Source organism: Sneathiella glossodoripedis JCM 23214 (genome assembly GCF_000616095.1).
GTDB classification, from domain to species: Bacteria; Pseudomonadota; Alphaproteobacteria; order Sneathiellales; family Sneathiellaceae; genus Sneathiella; species Sneathiella glossodoripedis.
Genome location: NZ_BAMS01000001.1, coordinates 647,708 through 671,791 on the forward strand (window position 1 = coordinate 647,708; position 24,084 = coordinate 671,791).

Annotated in this window: 19 protein-coding genes and 1 pseudogene; 5 read left to right on the top strand and 15 right to left on the bottom strand. The window is 46.6% G+C overall.

Going from position 1 to position 24,084, the window contains the following annotated elements; all coding sequences use genetic code 11:
• Positions 1 to 19: 19 nt before the first annotated feature.
• The 7 genes from ybeY to JCM23214_RS22020 all read right to left on the bottom strand — a co-directional run bounded on the left by ybeY (position 20) and on the right by JCM23214_RS22020 (position 6,376).
• On the bottom strand, positions 20 to 589 hold the full coding sequence (ybeY, locus tag JCM23214_RS03265; RefSeq protein ID WP_051548002.1) for an rRNA maturation RNase YbeY: 570 nt from the start codon (positions 587 to 589) through the stop codon (positions 20 to 22).
• Between the two features lie 44 nt (positions 590 to 633).
• Positions 634 to 1,710, bottom strand: a complete 1,077-nt coding sequence (locus JCM23214_RS03270; RefSeq protein WP_439646373.1) for a PhoH family protein — start codon at positions 1,708 to 1,710, stop codon at positions 634 to 636.
• Positions 1,707 to 3,068, bottom strand: coding sequence for a tRNA (N6-isopentenyl adenosine(37)-C2)-methylthiotransferase MiaB (miaB, locus tag JCM23214_RS03275; RefSeq protein ID WP_025897526.1), 1,362 nt, complete (start codon positions 3,066 to 3,068; stop codon positions 1,707 to 1,709). Before miaB ends, JCM23214_RS03270 begins: the two co-directional genes overlap by 4 nt.
• Before the next feature lie 114 nt (positions 3,069 to 3,182).
• The gene (locus JCM23214_RS03280) at positions 3,183 to 3,980 is read right to left on the bottom strand and encodes a lysophospholipid acyltransferase family protein (RefSeq protein ID WP_025897527.1); all 798 of its coding nucleotides are present in this window, start codon (positions 3,978 to 3,980) and stop codon (positions 3,183 to 3,185) included.
• Positions 3,981 to 4,014: 34 nt separating this feature from the next.
• A complete protein-coding gene (locus JCM23214_RS03285) occupies positions 4,015 to 4,500 on the bottom strand; it encodes a Fur family transcriptional regulator (protein WP_025897529.1) in 486 nt (161 codons plus the stop codon).
• Between the two features lie 82 nt (positions 4,501 to 4,582).
• Positions 4,583 to 4,999 carry a Ros/MucR family transcriptional regulator gene (locus tag JCM23214_RS03290; RefSeq protein ID WP_025897530.1) on the bottom strand — a complete coding sequence of 139 codons (417 nt, stop codon included), beginning with the start codon at positions 4,997 to 4,999 and terminating at the stop codon, positions 4,583 to 4,585.
• A 213-nt stretch (positions 5,000 to 5,212) separates the two neighbouring features.
• Positions 5,213 to 6,376, bottom strand: coding sequence for a bifunctional tRNA (adenosine(37)-N6)-threonylcarbamoyltransferase complex dimerization subunit type 1 TsaB/ribosomal protein alanine acetyltransferase RimI (locus tag JCM23214_RS22020; protein ID WP_051548003.1), 1,164 nt, complete (start codon positions 6,374 to 6,376; stop codon positions 5,213 to 5,215).
• Positions 6,377 to 6,475: 99 nt separating this feature from the next.
• Here JCM23214_RS22020 and ddpX point away from each other — a divergent pair, with 99 nt between their 5' ends.
• Genes ddpX through JCM23214_RS03310 form a run of 3 tightly spaced genes read left to right on the top strand, consistent with a single transcriptional unit; the run spans position 6,476 to position 8,883 of the window.
• Positions 6,476 to 7,030: a D-alanyl-D-alanine dipeptidase gene (gene ddpX, locus JCM23214_RS03300; RefSeq protein ID WP_025897532.1), complete on the top strand. Its 555-nt coding sequence runs from the start codon at positions 6,476 to 6,478 to the stop codon at positions 7,028 to 7,030.
• 44 nt (positions 7,031 to 7,074) lie between these two features.
• Positions 7,075 to 8,109: a polysaccharide deacetylase family protein gene (locus JCM23214_RS03305; protein ID WP_025897533.1), complete on the top strand. Its 1,035-nt coding sequence runs from the start codon at positions 7,075 to 7,077 to the stop codon at positions 8,107 to 8,109.
• A gap of 3 nt (positions 8,110 to 8,112) precedes the next feature.
• Positions 8,113 to 8,883 (top strand): HpcH/HpaI aldolase family protein, encoded by a 771-nt coding sequence (locus tag JCM23214_RS03310; RefSeq protein ID WP_025897534.1) that lies wholly within the window; start codon positions 8,113 to 8,115, stop codon positions 8,881 to 8,883.
• Here JCM23214_RS03310 and JCM23214_RS18880 read toward each other — a convergent pair.
• The 6 genes from JCM23214_RS18880 to JCM23214_RS03340 form a co-directional block, all read right to left on the bottom strand.
• Positions 8,856 to 9,899 carry a glucosaminidase domain-containing protein gene (locus tag JCM23214_RS18880; protein ID WP_025897535.1) on the bottom strand — a complete coding sequence of 348 codons (1,044 nt, stop codon included), beginning with the start codon at positions 9,897 to 9,899 and terminating at the stop codon, positions 8,856 to 8,858. The genes JCM23214_RS03310 and JCM23214_RS18880 overlap by 28 nt on opposite strands.
• Before the next feature lie 276 nt (positions 9,900 to 10,175).
• Positions 10,176 to 10,664 carry a universal stress protein gene (locus JCM23214_RS03320; protein WP_025897536.1) on the bottom strand — a complete coding sequence of 163 codons (489 nt, stop codon included), beginning with the start codon at positions 10,662 to 10,664 and terminating at the stop codon, positions 10,176 to 10,178.
• A gap of 51 nt (positions 10,665 to 10,715) precedes the next feature.
• On the bottom strand, positions 10,716 to 11,684 hold the full coding sequence (locus tag JCM23214_RS03325; protein WP_199899261.1) for a DUF2333 family protein: 969 nt from the start codon (positions 11,682 to 11,684) through the stop codon (positions 10,716 to 10,718).
• Positions 11,685 to 11,772: 88 nt separating this feature from the next.
• Positions 11,773 to 12,771 carry a tryptophan--tRNA ligase gene (trpS, locus tag JCM23214_RS03330; protein WP_025897538.1) on the bottom strand — a complete coding sequence of 333 codons (999 nt, stop codon included), beginning with the start codon at positions 12,769 to 12,771 and terminating at the stop codon, positions 11,773 to 11,775.
• A 120-nt stretch (positions 12,772 to 12,891) separates the two neighbouring features.
• Complete coding sequence (gene murJ, locus JCM23214_RS03335) at positions 12,892 to 14,451, bottom strand: murein biosynthesis integral membrane protein MurJ (RefSeq protein WP_025897539.1); 1,560 nt, start codon at positions 14,449 to 14,451, stop codon at positions 12,892 to 12,894.
• A gap of 27 nt (positions 14,452 to 14,478) precedes the next feature.
• Entirely contained in the window at positions 14,479 to 17,457 is a 2,979-nt protein-coding gene (locus JCM23214_RS03340; protein WP_267879369.1) for a [protein-PII] uridylyltransferase, read from the bottom strand.
• On the opposite strand from JCM23214_RS03340, the gene JCM23214_RS03345 reads away from it, so the two are divergent.
• The gene (locus JCM23214_RS03345; protein WP_037492568.1) at positions 17,389 to 18,015 is read left to right on the top strand and encodes a LysE/ArgO family amino acid transporter; all 627 of its coding nucleotides are present in this window, start codon (positions 17,389 to 17,391) and stop codon (positions 18,013 to 18,015) included. The genes JCM23214_RS03340 and JCM23214_RS03345 overlap by 69 nt on opposite strands.
• A gap of 70 nt (positions 18,016 to 18,085) precedes the next feature.
• Here JCM23214_RS03345 and JCM23214_RS03350 read toward each other — a convergent pair whose 3' ends face one another.
• Complete coding sequence (locus JCM23214_RS03350) at positions 18,086 to 18,856, bottom strand: SDR family NAD(P)-dependent oxidoreductase (protein ID WP_025897543.1); 771 nt, start codon at positions 18,854 to 18,856, stop codon at positions 18,086 to 18,088.
• A gap of 69 nt (positions 18,857 to 18,925) precedes the next feature.
• Positions 18,926 to 21,590: pseudogene (gene mutS / locus JCM23214_RS26905) on the bottom strand (DNA mismatch repair protein MutS).
• 103 nt (positions 21,591 to 21,693) lie between these two features.
• On the opposite strand from mutS, the gene JCM23214_RS26230 reads away from it, so the two are divergent.
• The gene (locus JCM23214_RS26230; RefSeq protein WP_025897544.1) at positions 21,694 to 23,958 is read left to right on the top strand and encodes an NADP-dependent malic enzyme; all 2,265 of its coding nucleotides are present in this window, start codon (positions 21,694 to 21,696) and stop codon (positions 23,956 to 23,958) included.
• Positions 23,959 to 24,084: the final 126 nt, after the last annotated feature.

Here is a 24,084-nt window from a genome sequence, read left to right on the forward strand (position 1 = left end):
GCGGCTTACTGAAAGGTCCTCAAAGATCCGTGATGTAGGGGTTCTGTATATTAAAGGTATCCAAAATGGCGATTTCAAGTGTTTCCATTTCATTCGCTTGGGCGTCATCTACATGATCATAACCCAATAAATGTAAAATTCCGTGAATAACAAGGTGGGTAAAATGGTCCATTTCTGATTTACTCTGCTCACGGGCTTCATTCCGGATGACTCCATCAGCCAAGGCAATATCACCTAGGCACAGGTTTTCCTCAAATTCATTTGCCAGAAGTAAGTTTTGGGCTGTGAGCTCTGTATCAGGAAAAGAGAGGACATTTGTTGGCTTGTCTTTGCCCCGAAATTCAGAATTCAGGTCCTGAATTTCAGCATCGGAAGTAAGTAGAAAACTCACTTCTATAAACGTGGAAGCTGCTTGGGTTTTTAGACTGTCATCCAAGGGTACCTGATCGAGTACGGATTGCAGTAGTGAGTTGAGAAGCTTTTCGAAATCCTGTTTCCAATCGTTCCAGTCATCGGATGCGATCCGAACGGATGCCAAACAACGTAAGTTCACTTCCTCAGAAGCGCCTGCATTCAAATGTGTGTTCAATTTCGGTTTATTACCTCAAAATAATTTGATGGGGTAGCTGCCATTTAACCTGTTTCAAGCCCTTCCTTGGCTTTTTTCTTAATTTCAAGGTTCAGCTTTTTTTCTCGGTCATGTTCTCCATAGGCCCGGACAATGCGGGTGACAAGAGGATGTCGAACGACGTCAGCTTCTCCAAAATCAATAATATCAACACCTTTGACCCCGCGTAGGATCTTGACCGCTTCTTTAAGGCCAGATGGGACGCCAAGGGGTAGATCAATCTGTGACAGGTCACCAGTTACCGCCATTGATGAATTCTCCCCCATTCGGGTGAGTAGCATTTTCATCTGAACGGGGGTCGTGTTTTGTGCTTCATCCAGAATAATTGCAGCATTGGATAGGGTTCGCCCCCTCATAAAGGCAAGCGCTGCAACTTCAATCTCACCATTTTCCAGCCTGCTCACAACCTCTTCAGCAGGCAACATATCATAGAGAGCATCATATAGCGGTCTCAGATATGGATCAATCTTGTCGCGCATGTCTCCGGGCAGAAAGCCTAGCTTTTCACCGGCCTCTACCGCCGGTCTTGCCAATATGATTCTATCGACCTTGTTCTCTATCAGCATGGACACTGCGTTTGCGACTGCCAGATAGGTTTTACCTGTACCCGCAGGCCCAAGGCCAAATACCAGTTCGTGATCACGTAATGATTTTACGTAATAGGATTGATTGGTGGATCGCGGAGTAATATGTCTCCGCTTGGTGACAATCATGGCGCCCTTTTCAGATACCGAACCCCGTTTTCCCTCAATGGGCGGAGAGTCATTTGCCATTCGGATGGCAGCATCCACTTCACCTTCTGTCACTTCCAGACCGCTTTGAAGGCGGGAATACAGATCTTCCAAAACCTGCTTAGCTAAAAGGCGCGCATGTGATGGGCCATCAATCGCCATTTTATTGCCGCGGGGTGTGACGGAAACTTTCAGTCCTTGTTCTATGCGTGCCAAATATCGATCATGTTCTCCTACAAGCTGAGCCAGCAAATGGTTGTCTTCAAACTCCACCAAAATAGACTTGTTTTTGGGCTTTTTCGGCGTGTTGGGATCGATTATCGGATTGGACACATTCTCTCCTTGGTTCAGGCCACGTCCTGAGCGCTGCCAGTATCTATACGGCCACGCAAGGAATTGGCATTTCCTTCTTCAACTATGATATTTGCAATTCTGCCGATCCGGTGAGCGGGAGATTGCACAAAAACCGATTGCATATATGGACTGCGTCCAACGAGTTGGCCTTCCCTTTTGCCTTCTCTCTCAAGAAGAACCGGAATTGTTTTACCTTCGAACGTGCGGTTAAATTCAAGCTGCTGCTCATTTAGCAAAGCCTGTAAACGCGCTAGACGTTCTGATTTCACTTCTTCGGGGATCATTTGGTCTGCTAATCCTGCAGCAGGTGTTCCCGGGCGTGGGCTGTACTTAAAGCTATAGGCTTGAGCATATTTGACGTCCCGAACAAGTTGAAGTGTGTCTTCAAAATCTGCGTCTGTTTCGCCAGGAAATCCGACAATAAAATCGCCGGATAAAGCAAGATCTGGTCGATATTTGCGTAATTTTTCGATAATGCGTCTATATTCGTCGCCTGTATGACGACGATTCATGGCTTCCAGGATTTTGTCTGATCCAGCCTGCACAGGCAAATGTAAATATGGCATCAGAATATCCACATCGCGATGAGCCTGACAGAGTTCCTCGGTCATTTCCAATGGGTGTGACGTGGTGTATCTCAATCTCTGCAAGCCATCCAATTCGGATAGCATGTAAATCAACTCGGCCAGTGACGCAGATTTTCCATCATCTTTCAGGCCATGATAGGCATTTACATTTTGGCCAAGCAAAGTGATTTCTCGTGTTCCGCCATCAATCATTCGTTTTGCTTCCGAAATAATATCGGCGGTCGTTCTTGAGAATTCTGCACCTCTTGTATAAGGGACTACGCAGAATGCACAAAACTTGTCACATCCTTCCTGAACAGTCAGAAAAGCGCTTAGGTTAGTGTCGATAGCCTCGTCTGGAAGATGGTCAAATTTTGGCTCTACAGGAAAGTCAGTATCCAGAACCTGACCAGCACCACGCGTTGCTTCGGCCAGCATTTCAGGGAGTTTATGGTAGGATTGCGGACCAAAGACCATATTCACATATGGCGCACGCTTCATAATCTCATCACCTTCGGCCTGGGCAACACAGCCGGCAACTGCAATTAGCATGTCGCCTTTTCCTTTTTCTTCTTTTGCCTTGCGCAGGTTTCGCAGGCGCCCAAGTTCTGAAAAAGTTTTTTCTGATGCTTTTTCGCGAATATGACACGTGTTCAGGATTGCCATATCTGCATTGGCAGGTTCCTGTGTCAGGCTATATCCGAGTGGAGAAAGAATATCGGCCATACGGGCAGAATCGTATACATTCATCTGGCAGCCGTACGTAGAAATATAAAGCTTCTTGGTCACTTGTCCTCACTGACCACATACATGGCGTCGCGGTATAATACAATTAATATATGGGTACTAAACCGCGTCTTTTAACAGGAAACTCTTCAAGAATGAAGAAATTGATGGAAAATGTCAAAATTCACTGAAATTTGGCTCTGCTCTATGTGTCATTGCCCTTGAAAGACCCTCTGCTACCCTTTTTTGGCAATCAACTGCCATTGATTTACGAGAATCATAGGATGTAATTGTGACGGGGCGATGAAACCGCAGTTCGGCTGTTACGCGCCCTTCTTTCAAAAAATTCCAAACATGACCTAACAGTTCTTCGTCACCGATCCATGCAATCTTTTTCATCAGATCACGTCCAACATATAGACGATCCATTTTACTATAGGCGAGGGATACAGGTTGTACTGTCAGCGGTTTTTCCCCTTGGTATTGTTCGGCAAGTGCAAAATATGCACTTTTGAAATTTTGGACGACAAACCCGTTGGAGGAGGTGCCTTCGGGAAAAAGAAAAATATTATCGCCTTTTTCCAAGTGCTCTTTCATACCATCTTTATGGATTTTCACAGACGGTCGGGTTCTGGCGATGAAGATAGTTTCCTGCAAGGAAGCTGCAAAACCCACAAGGGGGTATCCGGCAACCTCTTCCTTTGCGACAAAGCTACCCTTAAGAGCACTGCCAACCACAGGTATATCAAGCCATGAAATGTGGTTCAAAACAAAGAGTGTAGGGCTATCATTTGACGGAATGCCAGAGACAACAACTTTAAGCCCTAAGAGTTTGCAAAGCCCGCTATGAAATAGCTTTGGGATCGTATAGCGAGAAGATGGGCTAATGGTTTTTAATACCAGATGCACCGGAATAAGTAGCCCGATCCACAGGAATACTGCCAGGATAACCAACACAGCGCGTATTTGTCTCATGCGAAAACTGCTTTACTAACTGATACGAGTCGCGTCAAAGGTCTTTACGCTGCAATGCCGTGTGTTTGATATTGACTACAGATTCTTCAGGTTTGACCGCTTTCTGGCTTAAGCCTTTCTTCGGTCGGCCGTAAAGCTCCAAGCGATGATCAACAAGGTCAAATCCAAGCTCCTCTGCAACTGCGTGCTGCAAAGCTTCAATTTTATCACTCGTAAACTCGATAACCTGACCGGTTTCAATGTTGATCAGATGATCATGATGTTCGTCAGAAACTTCTTCGTAGCGTGCACGACCATCCCCAAAATCGTGCCGTTCCAAGATTCCATTTTCTTCAAACATCCTGACCGTACGGTATACAGTTGAAATGCTAATAGTGTCGTCGACCAGAACAGCCCGTTTATAGACCATTTCCGCATCGGGATGATCTTCTGATTCTGATAGAACACGCGCAATTACGCGGCGTTGTTCGGTCATACGAAGTCCTTTGTCGATACATAGCTGTTCAACTCTTGAAGACATTCGGGCCTCTATCCTTACTTGTAAATTGAGTATCCGACCGATAGTTTATACACAAATTTGGGACGGTTCCAGAAAAGAAAAACTAACTGGCTGCGCTTTTCTTGCGGCGAGTGCCCAATCCGATTTTTTTTGCAAGGTTTCGGCGCTGGTTGGCATAATTTGGAGCGACCATTGGATAGTCTGATGGCAGGCCCCAGCGTTGACGATACTCTTCCGGAGTCATGTTGTAAGCTGTCTTCAGGTGACGTTTAAGCATTTTCAGCTTTTTGCCGTCTTCCAGACAAATAATATAGTCCGGCTGCACGGACTTTCGAATGGAGATAGCCGGCTGAGGCCGGTCAGTTACCGGCTCTGTGGTGCCTACAGTTGCTAAAGTGGAGTATATTTCACGGATCAACCCCGGAATTTCGCTTGCCTCTACCGCGTTACGCGATAAATGTGAGGTAATGATATCCGTTGTAAGAGCCAGTAGCTCCATTTTTTCAACTTTATCAGACACTTTTAGAGGTCCTCCTTTAAATAGCTGCAGACTTATAGTGTATGATGCTTATATGTGCAATAGATCTGCAATAAAAAAAGAGCTTGGACCAAAAAAAAATGCAATAAAAATCAGCTTTCAACTAGTGCTGTACTTATTGGTGCTGGATATACATATTTGAAATTCGAACGAATGTTGCTATCGGGAGTTTTGTCACTTTACAAAAATTTGTTATTAAAGAACATGTTCAAGGATTAAGGCATCAAAGTTTTCGCCGCCGATCTGATAATAACCGGCTCGTTTACCAATTTCACGAAAACCAGCCTTTTGGTATAGTCGTTGAGCAGATAAGTTGTCGGTTGAAACCTCAAGTAATACTTTTGCGACACCCTGCTCTTTAAGGTGCTCCAGTCCTGCCCGAAGCAAGTGACTTCCAAAATTCTGATTACGCTGCAGAGGGAGTATTCCAAGGGTGAGAATTTCTGCTTCGTCCAACGTTTTTTGATATAGGGCAAAGCCTACGGGTTGGTCATTTGACAGAGTAACCTGAGCAATTGTGCCATTTAACAGCAGCAGTTTTTCAAAAGCCGTTTCACTCCAAGGCTCGGAAAAGCAGCTTTTGTGAAGTTCCGCCAGAAGCTTCGCGATTTCTGGCGTGGAAATAAACTGATGACTAAGTGACATCTTTGCCTTTCGGATCCAGACCGCCGGGCAGCTTGGCATCAGGTGCCCTAAGATACAGGGGAGAGGGTGGTGATACGTAAGTACCTCATCTAATTTTCTGAGGGCGAGTCTGGCGACAATACGCGAATCCGGATCGGGAGATTTTTCCAGCTCGGTCCAATTGGATTTGGTGTCAGTTGCGTGTTCAATCAAAGAAACACCGTTTCCAAGGACGATTGCTTTGTCATTTTTTAGCTGGCTTGCAATACCCTTGATTGAGCTCGCCATCGGCTCGGATATTGCTCGAAGCATTTCGCTATCTTGAGAATAGCAAAATGATTGATGGTAAACCTCGTTTCGTCGCGCATCGATAATTGGAACGATATCCGCTCCATTGGCTTCCACGCAACTTACACTGGCCGCCAGGCATTCGAGAGTTGAAACTCCAATACAGGGCAGCTGGGCCGCCAGTGAAATGGCGCGGGCAGCAGAAAGCCCAATTCTGAGTCCGGTAAATGTTCCTGGGCCTATGGTAACACCAATTGCATCAAGTTCTTCGAAAGCCAAGTCATTTTGCTGCATTAACTCACGAATAACAGGTAGCAATTTTTCAGCATGCCCGCGGGATCTCGTCTCATGCGAATATGCGATTTCCCGTTCACCATCCATTAACGCGACAGAACATGCATTGAGTGCAGTATCAATTGCCAGTATCTTCATTGCCTTGAGGTTCATCTGATTGTAGGCTCCAATGTTTGACAGCTAGTATCATATCTTTAAGGGCGAAGTCTGGCTAAAAATCGAAATTTGTAGCAACGGAAAGTAAAAGCGTAAATGGAACTCGTTGAAATAACCGAAGATAAGTATGACGTGTTGCTTGATATCCGTTACGCCAGCACCAATAATTTTACCGGCGCACAAATATATGGGCGGGCCGCCTGCTATTTGAACCCCGAAGCCGAAGGCTTGCTTTGTAAAGCGATCGAACTTGCAGCCAAGGCAGGTTATCGCTTCAGAATATTCGATGCGTTTCGTCCAACAGAAGCCGTTCAGAAGCTTTGGGACCATACACCGAACCCTCAGTATTTGGCTCCGCCTTCCAGTGGTTCACCCCATGCCAGAGGGGCGGCTGTCGATCTGACACTAGTCGATGATGAGGGCGAAGACTTAGAAATGGGAATAAATTTTGATGCGATGACACCCCTTTCACATCACGGTGCACTCCAGATTAGTGAAGATGCGCAGCGTAATAGGGCTATTCTTCTGGGAATTATGACGGCCGCGGGGTGGGATTTTTATAGAAATGAATGGTGGCACTATCAATTGTTTAAACCACGACGATACCCAACCTTGTCGGATGCCGCTGCGAAGACAAATATGATGGGGTAGAATTTGATAATTTTCACGAGTGTGGAGAGTACAGGAAATACAGGATGAATATTTTTTCGAGATACCTGTTAAGTTGTTTGGCGCTTTTCTGTTTTTTGAGCACCATCAGCATTTCATATGCAGCGGATTGGGCAAGCGTGATCATGTATCATCGCTTTGGAGAGGATAAATATCCGTCTACGAATATTTCCATGGACAAATTTCAGGCTCATCTTGATGAGTTGTCATCTTCCAAATATTCGGTACTTCCGCTTGGTGAAATTGTACAGCGGCTTGAAAAGGGAGAGGAACTTCCTGATCGCACTGTCGCGATTACAATCGATGACGCATATTTGTCCGTATATGAAAAGGCATGGCCTGCATTAAAAGAGGTAGGATTACCCTTTACCGTGTTTGCCTCCACCGATCATTTGAATATGGGCAGCGGTGATTTCATGAACTGGCAGCAACTTCAGGAAATGTTGGAGGGCGGCGGCGTTTATGTCGGGCATCATAGTGCGGCCCATGCACATTTGCCAGAACTGAGCAATGAGGAAGTCCGGGATCAGATCCGTATCGCCAATGCCCAATTTAAGGAGCATCTGGGATTCGTTCCCGCTCTTTTTGCCTATCCTTATGGAGAGTACGGAACCGAAATCAAAAATATTATTGCTGAATTTGGATTTGCAGCAGCCTTTGGGCAGCAGTCTGGCGTCATGTATGCGGGACAGGACCGTTTTGCCTATCCCCGTTTTCCCATGAGCGATAACTATGGCACGATCGGGAGGTTGCGTCTGGCAGCAAATGCGATGCCACTGAGAGCTAAAAATGTTTTACCCAGTGATAATATTCTGAAGCGCAATCCGCCTGCTTTTGGTTTTACACTTGCAGAAACGTATCAAAATATCAGGCAACTGAGTTGTTACGCGTCCAATCAGTCAGGTGGTGCCGTTCCCATCGAACGCGTTGGTGACGACCGCATTGAAATTCGCTTATCCAAACCCTATCAGCCGGGACGAGGCAGAATAAATTGCACTCTTCCCGGTCCCGATGGTCGGTTTCGCTGGTTTGGCACGCTTTTCTATATTCCAAGAAAGTAAAAAATGAATTATTTGGGCAGGTTGAAACGTAAATTGCAAGAAGGTCAAAAAACGACTGGTGCTTGGCTGTTTACCCCTTCTACAGATATGGCCGAAGTCATTGGTGGCTGTAACTTTGACGCTATTATGATTGATCAGGAGCACGGTCCGGGAGTGCCGGGTGAAGCGGTTGCCCAGCACCGGGCTATTCGATTTGCAGGAGACAGCAGCACTTTAATTCGAATTCCCTGGAATGATCCGGTTATGGTCAAAAAAGCGCTGGATGCCGGTATGGAAGGGATAATGTTTCCCTGCGTCAATACGGCTGAGGAGGCCCGCAAAGCTGTAGATGCCTGTTATTTCCCGCCGCGTGGAAGCAGGGGCGCAGGTTTGAGTGCAACTCATGCGACCAGATATGGGCGGATGAACGAGGAATATTTGCAGAAATTTGAAGATAACCTGCTGATCATCTGCCAAATTGAAACTGCTCAGGCAGTTGAGAATATTGAGGAAATCGCAGCAGTTGACGGTGTCGATATGCTCTTTATCGGACCATATGATTTATCTGGTAGCATTGGTAAGCTGGGCCAGTTTGAAGATCCTGAAGTTAAAGCCCTTTACGATAGGGCAGTGCAAAAAATCAAGGCAAGCGGCAAGTGGCTAGGAACGATTAGCAGCGGTGTTGAGCAGTCAAAACGCTATTTTGCGCAAGGTCATGATTTTCTGCTATGCGCATCTGAAACAAGCTTGGTTTCAACCGCAGCGGATCAGTTGCTTTCTGAGCTGACAACCTGAGCAAAGCGTTCAGGCGATAGCTCGACTGTGTCGAAATCTGTGAGATTGTTCGCGTCTATCAGTGATTTGAGTGTCTGGACATATTCCTCACCTCGTTCAGAATACGATAGCAATGTGTCTGCCAGATCATATCCAGTGGGGCTTGCTCCAGTGCTTTTCAGGTAAGCGCGGCGCAGACGAAAATCTTCATATGCAGTGTGTCTGTTGAGGTTGGTGGCATAAGAGAGGATAGATTGTTCCAAGTGATCGAAGGCTTGAACTTCATAAGTTGCACCTTCTTCTCGCTCTTGAGGAATTATACCTTTCCCGGTAGCCCAGACGCGCTGCCCGAACAGGGCATTACCATTACGAGCAAATCGAGACGTACCCCAGCCAGATTCTTCAATACTCTGTGCAAGTGCAAGAGACACTGGAATTGTATCTACTTTAAGCAATAGATCAAACAGATTGCTAGTTGTACTTTGATATCTTTTTGCAAGACGTTGAAGCCATTTCTGGTCAGTTTCAGGAACTTGTTTACCTGATTTTACAAGTGTCACGATATTAAGTAAGCGGTCTCTTTCCGCTTCGATCTTCTCGTTTACTTTCAGGATCAAAGGAAGCGTTACAGACAGAAAAATCTTTTTCTTTTTCTGCACCTGTTCGATATCCAGAATATCCACAGGCATGGTGTCTACAAAAATCCTGGGAACCGGGTTTCCACTGCGAATATCCGCTAGATTGAACGATAGGGAATTCAAGCTGTTTGATAGGGAAACAACCGTTAACTGATAAGGTTGCTCGACTGTGGGCAGATTTGAGGGTCGAGACAACGGCTTAGGGACTGCATCTAAAGATAGCTTGTCTTCACCGATCAGCTTTTCATGAGTGCTGGCGAGTTGAGAAGCAGGAAGTTTTGCCTCGGCCATATGGGAGGGGTGGTTTCCATATTCGGTGATGGCATATCCTGCCAGCAGCGAAAGCGCGAGTAATGAAGCAATTCTGCTTGATTTTAAAGCTGTCGTTAATTGTCGCATGTCTTTCCAGTGTTGCACGACCTCTGGCTTTGAATATTAGATTATACCACTATATTTGGTATGTGCAACGATTAGTACTCACTATATACAGTCAATTCATCGAAAATCGAAATGAATTTAAGCCAAATCGGCGCGCAATATGTCTTAATAAAAAGTTAATTGCAACCCTTTCAGCATAGTGCTGAAATCTCCTTTAGGAGTCAGAGGTTTATATCTAGTGAGAAAATTGCGATTTCAAGGGAAATAGGTAAAATTTTACGAATCACCGGATTAGGGCTATGTGACAGCATCCAGTTGGCTGTTACTCATATGCCCGGGGACGACAGTTATGGGAATGGCAAATGTGCCTGACATTTCCCCAACCAGACTTTTGACAAGTGGGCCTGGCCCACCAGAGTCCGGTGATGCTGCGAGCACCAGAATGCGTATGTCGGGATCGTCTTCGATTAGCGATAGAAGTTCATCCTTGATATATCCATCCCTAATGACAAACTCTGGGATAATATTGGTATCTCTTCGGATTTCTTCGGCCAATTCCTGCAAAAGTTCTTCTGCCGCTTCACGGGCTTCTTCGCGCATGACCTGTTCGACACCCATCCAGTGTTGAAAATCAGGCGGTTCAATGACTTTAAGAAGAATGACACCTCCGCCAACATGCCAAGCTCGACGACAGGCAAACCGGATTGCCGATTTGCATTCTGGTGTGTCATCCACAACCACAAGAAATTTGTTTCGCCGCGGCGGCGAAGGGGCTTCATCTGTCATGAAGTCTCCAGACTTGGTTTCCTCGATCCCATCCTGCCATCAAGATTAGCTCTATTTCAAGAGAATGTTGCTGATCTCGCGAAGTTGCGTTCGCGCCCGAAGGATATAAAAGCCCTGTACAGCAAGGTGGTTCGGGAAAAGTTGACCATCGTTTTTGGCGTTGGATATCACAAAGGGGTCAAGTTCAACAACCGAGCGAAAACTACCCAGCATTTGACCCCAGGCGTTACCCAGCTCTCGCTCGCGAATGAGAGTTTCGTAGTCTTTGGCGAGTGCGTCGAGGATCATATAATAAGCGTAGGCCTGACCTTTAAAGCCATAAAAAAGATCATCTGCCTCAAAATCAATGTAAGCGCCTGAATGTTCCGCGATGTGTTTGTCTATGACAGCAGTGGAGGATCCTATATCAAGTGCAATTCGGTCGATGGTTGCCAGTAGATTGTCCCCGCGTTTTTCAAAAACTGCGCGGCCTTCAGCCAATCGTTGATTATACGAAATCAAAGATTTGCGAGCTTTTTCATATTGTTTTTCAGAAGAGGCTGTTGGCAGAAGTGAAACTGTCGGATCCCAGCTCCAGACGTCGCCTGCATATTGAAGTAAGCCCGCCGCATTTTGAAGATCCACATCTGTCTGGCTGGATCCTCTTGTTCGGCCTATCTGATCTGTAAGTTCAAAACTGAACCGGGCAAGCGCCGAGATAATGCCCTGTTGGTAGTTGGGCATGTTATCCAGCAGGGCAGCTGGCATGAAAAACGGATCATTTGAAGTCCAGCTATTTATGTTGATTTCTCTGTCGATGAGACCCGCGGCCACTTCAACCGCCCTACTGCCACCGGCTGTCTGATTATGTTCAGCAGGCGTAAATTTCAGATCATCATCGACTTTATGGATCCAGATCATTCCAATGGCATAATAGAGAAAGATGGCCCCAAATATGCCAATAAAGAATTTTCCAACATGACCCTGGAGCGAAATTCTACGGCTAATTGGTGTGCTATCCCCGGTTCCAATTTCACTCATGGCCATTTTCCCTGTTTTGCTTTCAGCATGATAACCAAAATGTAAGAGGTGGAGCAGCCTATACAAGACCTGCTCCACCAATTGCATATCAGTCGGTCAGAAAACCAACAACTTCCTTAACCTCACGAATGATGGGAGCTGCAATGGCTCGAGCCCGCTCAGCGCCATCTTTTAAAACGCTGTCAACGTAGGATGGGTCGTCCATCAGCCGCTTCATTTCACTGCCAATTGGACCGAATTTTTCAACGGCGAGTTCTGTTAATGCGGGTTTAAAAGTTGAAAACTGTGAACCGGCGAACTCTTGCAGGATTTCTGAACGTGTTTTATCCGCAAGAGCTGCATAAATACCCACAAGATTTGCAGCCTCTGGCCGACCTTCAAGGTCTTCCAGTTTCTCTGGAAGAGGTTCGGGATCAGTTCTTGCCTTTCGAAGTTTTTTGGAAATTTCGTCCGGCCCATCCATCAATGTAATACGTGAATAATCACTAGGATCAGATTTCGACATCTTTTTAGAACCATCCCGCAGTGACATTACGCGCGTTGCTTCACCAAAGATGAGAGGCTCCACCAATGGAAATAATTCAATCTCGTAATCATTGTTAAATTTTTGCGCAATATCACGAGTGAGCTCCAGATGCTGTTTTTGATCTTCACCCACGGGGACATGTGTGGCTTTGTAAACTAGAATGTCCGCAGCCATCAAATTTGGATAGGCATAAAGGCCAACTGAAGCGTTTTCCCGATTTTTTCCAGCTTTCTCTTTAAACTGGGTCATTCTGTTCAACCAGCCGAGGCGTGCGACGCAATTGAAAATCCAGGCTAGTTCCGCGTGAGCTGCAACAGCGCTTTGCGCAAAAACAATGGACTTTTTGGGATCTACACCAGATGCCAGATAGGCTGCGGCCACCTCGCGAATGTTACTGCGAAGCTCTTTGGGATCTTTCCAGACAGTAATGGCATGCATGTCGACTGCACAGTAGATGCATTCATAATCATCTTGCAGACGAACAAAGTTGCGGATTGCACCCAGATAATTACCCAAATGCAAATTACCAGTTGGCTGAACACCAGAAAAAATACGAGACATAAAAAACGCTCCTCACGCTTTGGACACGGCCCGGTTGTTCAATGCTCCTCTTGAGACATTGGCCGAGCTGGAGTTAAGGGGAAGGGATTTATTGCAGGCGCCTTGATATACGTCAACTGTTTATGATTGTGGTGTTCGCCTTAGCATTGTCTTTAGTTCCGAAATTCGCGCGGCACCGAACAAAAGGCTTGTGATTGCATATATTGATCCTCCACCAAGGATGAGTAATGCAAGGCTGGCAACTTTCGTCAACAGGTCATTCGCGAGTAACTGATCTTTTAGAAAATCTGCTGTGAAGTTTAAAAATACGACCATCAGAGCAGAAGCCAAAAGCGCACCAGAAACTCGTTTAAGCAGCCGAATATCCATGCGGTGGTGACCCCTTATCAACAATAACAAGAGCAAGGTCCCAGCGTTCAGCCAGGCTGCCAGCGAGGTTGCAATCGCTATTCCTACATGTGCGAATGTGTCAATGAGGATCAGACTTAAAACGATATTCAAAATCATTGCCACCACACCAACTATTACAGGTGTTGTGGTGTCTTCGCGTGCAAAGAAACCGGGTGCGTAGACTTTCGTTAATACATATGCGGGAAGTCCACTTGCGAATGCGACGAGCGCTTCTGCGGTGGTTTGCGTGGCTAGCGAGTCAAATTTTCCATGTTCAAACAAAACGGATATGATCGGGACATCGATTGTCATGAGCGCAGCCGTGGCTGGTAAGGTCAATAACATGGAAAGCTCTACAGCTCTGTTCATGCTGGCATTAGCTTGTGCTTCAACTCCACTACGTAGCTGCCGGGTTAGCATGGGAAGTAAGGCTGTTCCAATAGCAATGCCAATAACACCAAGCGGTAGCTGATATACTCGATCAGCGTAATATAGGTACGATATGGAACCTGTCGCCAATAACGAAGCAATAATGGTTCCAACAAGGATGTTGATCTGAAGGACGCCCGCACCAAGCAGACCGGGTAGCATCAACTTGAAAAGTCTGCGAACTTTTTCGGTAAAACGCGGCCAGATAATGGGAGGAAGAACGCCTTCGCGTTTACAGGCAATAACCAGATAGGCGACTTGAGCGACACCTGCGATTGTAACTCCAATTGACAGGGCGAGTCCCGGATCTGAGTCTAGCCAGACCAATTGCACGATCAATACAGAGATAAGAATAATATTTAGCAGAATTGGTGCGGCCGACATCGCTGCAAACTTATAGTAGGCATTTAATACGCCCCCCAAAAGTGCCACAATGGACATTGCCATGAGGTATGGGAAAGTGATGCGAGTATATAGGACCGCACGCTCAAATCGATCACCCCCGACTTCAAAACCCGGTGCCAGATACTGCATCAGGAAGGGCATGAAAATCATGAACAAGCAGGAGAATAAGGTGAGAAACCCAGTTAAAAACCCAAGAGCATGAGAGGCAAAATTTAAACCGGTTTCTTTTGATTCCTCTTCAATCTGCCGAGCAAAAAGAGGGACGAATGCTGCAGAAAAAGCTCCTTCAGCGACAAGCCTGCGAAACATGTTTGGAATTCTAAAGGCTACAAAAAAGGCGTCTGAAATTGGCCCAGCACCCAACACTACAGCGATCAGGATATCCCGGATAAAGCCCAGAATACGACTGATCATGGTGAACCCACCTACAGTAACGACTGATTTAACGAGACTCAAAGCCCGCCTCCCCCAACATTTAGCACTTTAACTGGCGGCTCTTTGCGCTGCTTTAGCGTTCTGGTTTTGTGTTGCTCCATCTGAAGAGCCACTCAAAGCCGACATTAGTTTCTCTTCGATGGATGCTATCTTCACATTGTTGGTGATTTTAAGGCCAAACATGTCTTTGACGTAAAAAACGTCCACAACACGCTCGCCAAATGTGGAAATATGGGCAGAAGAGACTGAGAGTGATAATTCAAACAGTGCACGTGTAAGATCTGCTAGTAGCCCATTTCTGTCTCGGCCACGGACTTCGATAACTGTATGGATGTTTGAGGCTGCGTTGTTTACCAGAACCGAAGGTGTCGCTTTAAATACGCGTGTGCGGCTAGGTAGTGAATTTTTTGTCCTTTGACTTAACTCTTTACGCGCGTGGATTTCTCCTTTCAGTGTGTCTTCAATTGTTTTTTTCAGTTTCGCAATTCTGTCGCCGCGGTCAAATGCGTTCCCTTCGTCGTCCTGAATAAAGAATGTGTCCAGCGCCATTCCATCGGTTGTCGTGTGAATTTTAGCATCCACAATATTGGCGGCTGAAATAGACATGGCAGCGGCTATTCTTGCAAACAGTCCAGGGTGATCAGGTGTATAGACGGTTACTTCTGTAACTGCGCGGAAGGGATCGCTTTTGGCATCGATTGTAAGAACAGTGTTTTGCTTGATGGCTTTGCGAATTAATTCGGCATGTGCCTGTTGCGTCTCAAGGCTGTTGGCTAACCAGTAAGACTCATAGAATCTTTCCATATGTGCGGAAATTTCATCATCATTCCAACCATTTAGCGTTTCCTTCAGAATTTCCTGCATGTGGCGGGCTCGTTCTGCACGTCCTTCTGAAGTGTGTCCACCGGTCAAGGCTGTTTCGCTTGCGTAATAAAGCTCACGAAGCAGCTGCCCTTTCCAGCCATTCCAGACATTTGGTCCAACTGCGCGGATATCAACAACAGTTAGAATCAAAAGTAACTTCAAATGTTCGGGGCTTTGAACAACCTGTACGAAATCCTCAATGGTTTTTGGGTCGGCCAAGTCCCGTTTGAACGCTGTGTTGCTCATTAATAGATGATACCGCACAAGCCAGGAAACAGTCTCGGTCTCTGACTCGCTCAGACCAAGTCTGGGACATAGTTTGTCCGCAACTTCTGCACCTAAGACAGAATGATCACCGCCGCGCCCCTTGGCAATATCATGTAGCAGGACGGCCACGTAGAGTACGGGCCGAGACAAAATTTTAGGCATGATTTTGTGGCTCAAAGGATGCTCTTCCGCGAGTAGTCCATCTTCGATTTGAGCAAGTATGCCAATAGCACGAATAGTATGCTCATCCACTGTGTAAACGTGATACATATCGTGTTGCATCTGCGCTACGACACGGCCAAAATCAGGGATAAAACGGCCGAGCACACCAGCTTCACTCAAGCGGCGTAAAGTGGTTTCCGGGTCTTTTCGCGAAGTCAGCATCTCCAGAAACATCTTGTTAGCTTCCGGCTCGCTGCGCAGTTTCTTGTTGATGAGTTTAAGATTTTGCCGAATTAGCCTGAGGGCGTTGGGATGCACATCAAGGTCTTTTTGTTGAGCCAGATGGAACAACCCCAGAATTTTCAATGGGTCTTCCTTAAAGTCCTCATCGGTTTGAACATTTAGTCGGCCCCCATCGACAAGAAACCCATCCAGTTTTCGGCGGAGCAGACCAAAGCGGGGAATTGGCAAGCGGCTCTTTTTTTGTTGTTCCGCTTCAAGGTTGGCACAGAAGATACGGGTTAGGTTACCTACATCTTTGGCGACAAGGAAATAATGTTTCATAAAACGCTCTACGCCTAATGTGCCTGCGTGATCGGTGTACCCCAACCTTTTCGCAAGTTCACTCTGGACATCGAACGTCAGTCGTTCTTCGGGGCGATTGGTCAGATAGTGCAGGTGGCATCGCACTGTTCTTAAAAAATTGGAGGCTTTGGTAAATTTCTTCCGCTCTGTCTCCGTAAAAACCCCGTTTGCCTGTAATTCGGAAACATCATTGGTGCTATAGACAAACTTGGCGAGCCAAAAGAGAGTTTGCAGGTCGCGAAGGCCTCCTTTGCCCTCTTTAATATTGGGCTCTACAACATATCTTGAGTTACCGAATTTTTTGTGGCGTTCATCACGTTCGTTGAGTTTGGCGTCGATGAAAGCTCGGCTGTTACCCGGAATGATTTCCTTCTTAAATTTACTCCTGACTTCATTGGCCAGATCCTGATCGCCCCAGATATAACGCATCTCCAGAAGTGCCGTCTGAATGGTGATATCGTTTTTGGCCAACCGGATGCATTCATCAGGGTTGCGGGTGGCATGACCCACTTTCAATCCGAGATCCCAAAGCAGGTAAAGGCAATATTCGATTATCTGCTCAGACCACGGAGTCTGCTTGTATGGAAACAGAAACAGCAAATCCACATCCGAGTGTGGAGCAAGCTCCCCGCGACCATAGCCACCGACAGCGACAAGAGAGAGTTTCTCTTCTGAAGTTGGATTATTAAGAGGGTAAACATACTGCGTGGCAGAATCGTAAATTGTTCGAATGACCTGGTCTACCAGAAAGGCGTAGGCATACATGGAGGGTCTGCCTTTATTGCTTTTCATAAACCGGTCTTTAACCACCTGTTGACCAGACGTGAGCGCAGACTTTAATGTTTTTAACAACGCAGCCCTGAAATCCGTACTATCTGGTGCATATCGCTGAGCCATCTCAGCGATTTCTGCGACCACCTGTTTGCGGTCAATGATCTCTCGGCGGTTCGGGATTTTTCTCATTTTGGAGTTCCGATTTTGGCGCTTTAAGGCCGGTTGTAATGAATTACCTGCTTCTGTATAACATAAGTTAGTAAATGCTTCCCAATTCCTCCATAGATATTTTAATCTGCAAATTTCATGTATTTGTCTGCTTTGATAAACGGATCGCTTCTTGGCGGTGCCCTGATTATTGCGATTGGCGCCCAAAACATGTTTGTTATCAAGCAGGGTCTGGCGCGTGATCGGGTACTCGTAGTTGTACTGATCAGCTCAATTGTAGATGCTACTCTTATTGCCTTGGGGGCATTGGGGTTAGGAAGTTTGATCGCAGCCTTTCCACTTGCGATAACAATTGCCACGATAGGCGGATCAGCTTTTTTGCTCGTATATGGGACGATGTCTCTCTATCGGGCGGCGAAACCGCAGCAAAGCCAGTCCTTTAGCGACGTGAAATCTACGTCCAGTCTGAAGCGGGCGGCTCTGATGACATTGGCATTTAGTCTTTTAAATCCCCATGTTTATCTGGACACGGTTATATTATTGGGAGGCATTGCGTCCAGCTATCCGTTTGATGAGCGTCTGTATTTTCTGTCAGGAGCAATTGCGACATCGTTCGTTTGGTTTTTTACCATTGGATTTGGGGCAACTGCCTTGGCGCCCTTTATGAAGCATCCGGCGGGGGCAAGAGTGCTGGATTTATTGGTCGCAATTATGATGTTTATTGTTGCTGCCGGATTAATCAGCGATTTTCTATCGCAAAGCTGATTGTGTTTTCTGGACTTAATATCCTGATTTAAAAAGGGGAGGATAAACCTCCCCCAAACCGTCTGAGATATTAAGTAATCGTCTGGCCACCATCAATGGTGATGGTTTGGCCCGTCATAAACGTGCCTGCGTCTGATGCCATATAAATGGCCATTCCCGCAATTTCTTCGGGCAATCCAATTCTTTGCAAAGGTGCCCGTGACGTGGCTTTCTTGAGAATTTCTGGATTTTCCCATAAAGCCCGCGCAAAATCGGTCTTAATGAGGCCCGGAGCAATTGCATTTACCCGGATGTTATCTGCGCCATGTTCAACCGCTAGATTTCGAACCAGTTGCATGTCAGCGGCTTTTGAAATGCTGTAGGCACCCAGAACAGGTGAGCCTCTCAAACCGCCGATGGATGAAACAACGATTATAGAGCCGTCTTTGCGTTTTTTCATCTCTGGCAGAACCATATTGCACAGCCAGTGATTGGATTTGATGTTTGCGGACATGATCTTGTCAAACGCATCGTCTGGAATATCCATTGAAGAGCCAAAAAACGGGTTGAGTGCCGCGTTACAAACAAGCACATCAATCTGTCCGAGCTTTTCATGGGTTTGATCGACAAGGTTTTGAAGGCTTTCCTTGGAGTTGATATTACATGGAATTACAACCGCCCCGCCGCTTGAACCTTCAGGAAGACTTTCGTTTATTTCTTTTGCAACTTCGTTGCAAACGTCTTCCTTGCGGCTTGAAATGGTGACTTTAGCACCCTGTAATGCCATTTGGTGTGCAATTGCTTTGCCAATGCCCTTACTGGATCCTGTAATGAGAACGTTTTTGCCTGAAAGGTCGAACATGCTTTTTTCCTATATTTTCTTTTTATTGTGGTGGCAGATTAACGCCAGCGGACCAATCTGTCACCTGTGTTATGCGCCGATCAAGTCTTTTAGTTGATAAAGCAGAGCATGCGCTTCACGGGGTGTCATGTCGTCTATGTTGTATTCTTTCAGTTTTTCTTCAATCTCGGACGATTTCTCTGATACTTGGCTTTCTTCGCTATTTTCCACTACTGAGGCAAATAAGGGCAGGTCATCAACAAGCTTGCTGGTCCCTGATTTTTGATCTTTCTCCTGCAGATGGGTTAGCACTGACTCAGCACGTGTGATAACCGCTTTGGGAAGTCCCGCGAGTTTTGCGACCTGAATTCCGTAAGAGCGGTCGGCTGATCCAGCTCCTACTTCATGCAGGAAGATAACATCTCCCTGCCATTCTCGAACCTTCATGCTGTGATTTGAAAGAGCGGTCAGCTTCTCTGAAAGAGCTGTTAATTCGTGATAATGAGTTGCAAACAGTCCTCTGCACTTATTTATGTCATGCAAATGCTCGACCGTTGCCCACGCTATGGATAAACCGTCAAATGTAGCCGTGCCGCGCCCAATCTCATCCAGAATGACGAGCGCCCTTTCACTTGACTGATTGAGAATTGACGCAGTTTCTACCATTTCAACCATAAATGTTGATCGGCCTCGAGCGAGATCATCGGCGGCTCCAACCCGACTGAACAGGCGATCAATTATACCTATATGCGCGCTATTAGCCGGGACGTAAGCTCCTATCTGTGCAAGAATAGCAATGACGGCGTTCTGCCTGAGAAAGGTACTTTTACCTGCCATGTTGGGGCCGGTCAGGAGCCAAAGCCGGTTATCAATATCCAGGTTGCAGTCATTGGCAATGAAACTTCCTTCATTTGTAGCATTAAGCGCTGCCTCGACCACAGGATGCCGGCCACCTTTAATGTTAAACGCCAGACTGTTATCAACAATTGGTCTGGTGAAATTTTGACTGACGGCAAGTTCAGCATGGCTTGCGGCCACATCGAGTTTTGCCATGGCTTCGGCGGCGGCCAATATTTGCGGTCCGTTTTGCGTTATTTTTTTCAGAAGCTGGTCAAATAATTCAAGCTCAAGTGCGACAGCCCGATCGGCAGCTCTTGAAATTTTATCCTCCAGCTCCCCCAGTTCAACGGTGTATATCGAATGGCATTTGCATGGTTTGACGGTGAATGTATCCATTCGTCATATTGTCTGCAAATCGAGGCGTGATTTCGATAAAATAACCCAATACATTATTATGCTTGATCTTAAGCGATGGGATTTTTGTATCTTCAGAATAGCGGGCTTGCAGGTTTGCAATATGCCTGCGGCTTTCATCCCGCAATGTCTTGAGCTCATCCAGATCCAGACGATACCCCTTCGCAATAAAACCCCCATCCCTTGCAAGCAGAGGCAGTTCCGCCGAAAGTGCTTTTTTTAACTCATCAACCAGCTCGGCATGAAAGCCCAGTTGTTCGGACGCTGTTTTGATCCCCTCGACGGGTCCCGTAAGGTCATCAAACACTAAATAGGAACGTAAATTTGCCGTTTCGGCGAGCGCATCTCTAATCGCAGCCATGTCCCGCGGTCCGCCGCGACCGAGTGAAAGACGCGAAAGCGCACGTTCAATGTCCGGACATTTCTTGAGGGTTTCTCTCACTTTTTCCCGCCGACTGTTATCCGCCTGAAAATAGGCAACCATATCCAGTCGTTCCTGGATCTGCGCTACATTTGTAAGAGGGCTTGAAATATCAGCAGCGAGTTTTCGGGCACCAGCCCCTGTAATTGTCCGGTCAATTGTAGAGAGCAGACTCCCTTTCCTTTCACCTGACATGGTTCGGACAAGTTCAAGGTTTCGCCTTGTGGCTCCATCAATTGCCATTATGTCATTGCTGGGCTGTTGGATGGGGGGTTTAATTAAAGGGAATTTACCTTTTTGGGTCAGCTCCACATAATCAACCAAAGATCCACAAGCCGCTAGCTCCGCGCGACCAAAATGTCCAAACGCATCAAGTGCGCTTACTTCAAAAAGATCCTTCAGCCTCCGTTCACCATTTTGGCTATCGAACCGTGCAGATGGTAATGGTGTTAGCTGGCTGTCCCAGTCAGATAATGCGGGTTGCATGGAGGGTTCATCAAGCCATAAATCGGAGATAAGAATTTCTCCGGGATTTAGCCTTGAAAGCTGCGTTGAAATTTCTTCCAATGCCACTGCAGCTGTCTGGAAATCACCTGTAGACATATCGAGCCAAGCCAAAGCGTAGTCTTTTGCCGCTCGTGCAATTGCCACCAAATAGTTATGAGATCTGGAGTCCAGAAGACTGTCTTCCGTAATGGTGCCAGGTGTAACCAGTCTGACAACTTCTCGAGCGACTACAGCCTTGTGCCCTCTTTTTTTTGCCTCAGCCGGGCTTTCGGTTTGTTCAGCTACGGCGACACGGTGCCCTTGACGGATTAGGCGTTGCAAATACCCATCGGCAGAATGAACAGGTACACCGCACATAGGAATATCGTCGCCATTATGCTTGCCCCGCTTGGTTAGGGCAATATCCAGTGCCTTCGCAGCGATAACGGCATCTTCAAAAAACAGTTCATAGAAATCCCCCATTCTGTAGAATAGGAGACTGTCAGAGTGTGCTTCCTTGATAGCCATATATTGGGCCATCATTGGGGTTACTGACTTATTCTGTTGCGACTTTGATTTGACTATTGTAGGCATGATGGAAAACTATCACAGACGCCGGTTTTGCCAACAGCTTTGTCAAAAAAAATGTGTTGGGGATTAAATCGAAAAATATGCTGTATGCTGAGGGAAAAGTGAAATGAGCGACAAGCGGGATTCCAGCCAATATGATGAAGCGTTGCGCTATCACGCGCAAGGTAAGCCCGGAAAACTTGAAATTGTTGCAACGAAGGCAGTTGCAACCCAGCAAGATCTGTCACTGGCTTATTCACCGGGGGTTGCAGCTCCTTGCCTTGCAATCACTGAAGACCCTGACACGGTTTATGACTATACAACAAAAGGCAACCGGGTTGCCGTAATTTCAAACGGAACCGCTGTTCTTGGCCTTGGAAATTTGGGCGCGCTTGGATCAAAACCTGTAATGGAAGGTAAAGCGGTTCTGTTTAAACGCTTCGCTGATCTGGATTGCTTTGATCTTGAGCTTGATACTGAGGATGTTGATGAGTTTGTAAACTCAGTGCGTCTGATGGGTCCAAGTTTTGGCGGCATAAATCTGGAAGATATTAAAGCACCTGAATGCTTTATCATTGAGCAGCGGTTGCGTGAAGCGATGGATATACCCGTTTTTCACGATGATCAACACGGGACCGCCATTATTTGTGCAGCAGGGGTTATTAATGCGCTCGATCTGACAGGACGGACAATCAAGGATGTCAAGGTTGTGGTCAATGGTGCGGGCGCTGCGGCTATCGCATGTCTTGAACTGATCAAGGCCATGGGTCTGCCACATAATAATGCTATTCTCTGTGACACTAAAGGCGTCATTTACAAGGGACGTGAAAATGGTATGAACCAGTGGAAATCAGCGCATGCAGTGGAAACTGAAGCGCGGACACTGGAAGAGGCGATGGTTGGTGCTGACATCTTCCTGGGCTTGTCAGTTAAAGATGCAGTGACAAAGCAAATGGTCAAGGATATGGCGGCAAAGCCAATAATTTTCGCCATGGCAAATCCTGATCCGGAAATTCGGCCCGAGGAGATTGCTGAAGTTCGCGGTGATGCAATTGTGGCAACTGGTCGTTCGGACTATCCAAATCAGGTGAATAATGTATTGGGTTTCCCATACATTTTCCGCGGTGCACTGGATGTGCGTGCAACTACCATCAACGAGGAAATGAAGATTGCTGCTGCAGAAGCGTTGGCGGAACTCGCTCGCGAAGATGTTCCTGATGAGGTGGCGGCAGCTTATAAAGGTAATCGTCCTGTTTATGGCCCCAATTACATAATCCCGGTTCCTTTTGACCCTCGTTTGATCAGCCATGTCCCAACAGCGGTTGCCAAGGCGGCCATGGATAGTGGTGTGGCTCGAAAACCAATTGTCGATGAGACAGCTTACCGCAACGAACTGCGCGCACGGCTTGATCCAACCGCTGGGTCATTGCAATTGATTATGGACGAAGTTCGCGCGGCTCCGCGCCGGGTCATTTTCGCTGAAGGTGAGGAAGAAAAAGTCATTCGCGCCGCGCTTGAGTTTAAAAAAGCGGGATATGGGGAGCCGGTCCTTATTGGCCGTGAGGAAGTTGTCCGTGATACGATGTCCCAGTTGGGCATTGAAATTGACGAAGCGCTTGAAATTTATAACGCTTACGAAATGGAAGATCGGGAACGTTATTATGATTTTCTGTATTCACGTTTGCAACGTAAGGGATATCTGTATCGGGACTGCGTTCGATTGGTAAATCGCGATCGGAATATCTTTGCAGCCTGTATGGTGGCAAATGGGGATGCAGATGCCATGGTTACAGGTACCACGCGGCGTTTTTCTGTATCTTTCAAGGAAATCAACAAGGTTATTGATCCAAAAGAAGGTGAAAAACCGATTGGTGTTTCCATTGCCGTTGGGCGCGAACGCACGGTGTTTTTGGCCGATACTGCGGTTACTACGCTTCCAAATGCCCAAGAGCTTGTTCAAATTACCAAACAAAGTGCAGAAGTTGCGCGGCGTCTTGGACATGAGCCACGCGTTGCACTGCTATCTTATTCAAACTTTGGCAACCCTGCCCATGAAACGGCTGAGCAGGTTCGTGAAGCCGTTCGTTTGCTGGACCAGCAAGAGCTTGATTTTGAGTATGATGGAGAAATGTCTGCCGATGTTGCGCTTAATCCAGACATTATGGCGCTCTATCCGTTTTGCCGTCTGTCCGGCCCTGCAAATGTGTTGGTAATGCCGGGACTGCATTCTGCTCATATTACTTCGAAACTCATGCCTGTGCTTGGTGAAACAGAAGTGATTGGTCCGCTTTTGGTCGGGCTTGCTAAACCGGTGCAGATTGTCCCCATAGGCGCGACTGTATCTGATTTGGTTAATATGGCGGCGCTTGCAGCGCATGAGGCAGGCCACTAAACTTTAATTTCAGACATTTGTAAAAAAGCCACGCTAGTTACGCGTGGCTTTTTTGGTTCTGCGCAAGCGATTTGGATTGGTACTTTTAAGTATCTGCTTTGCATCATACTGATGGGGCCAGTTAAA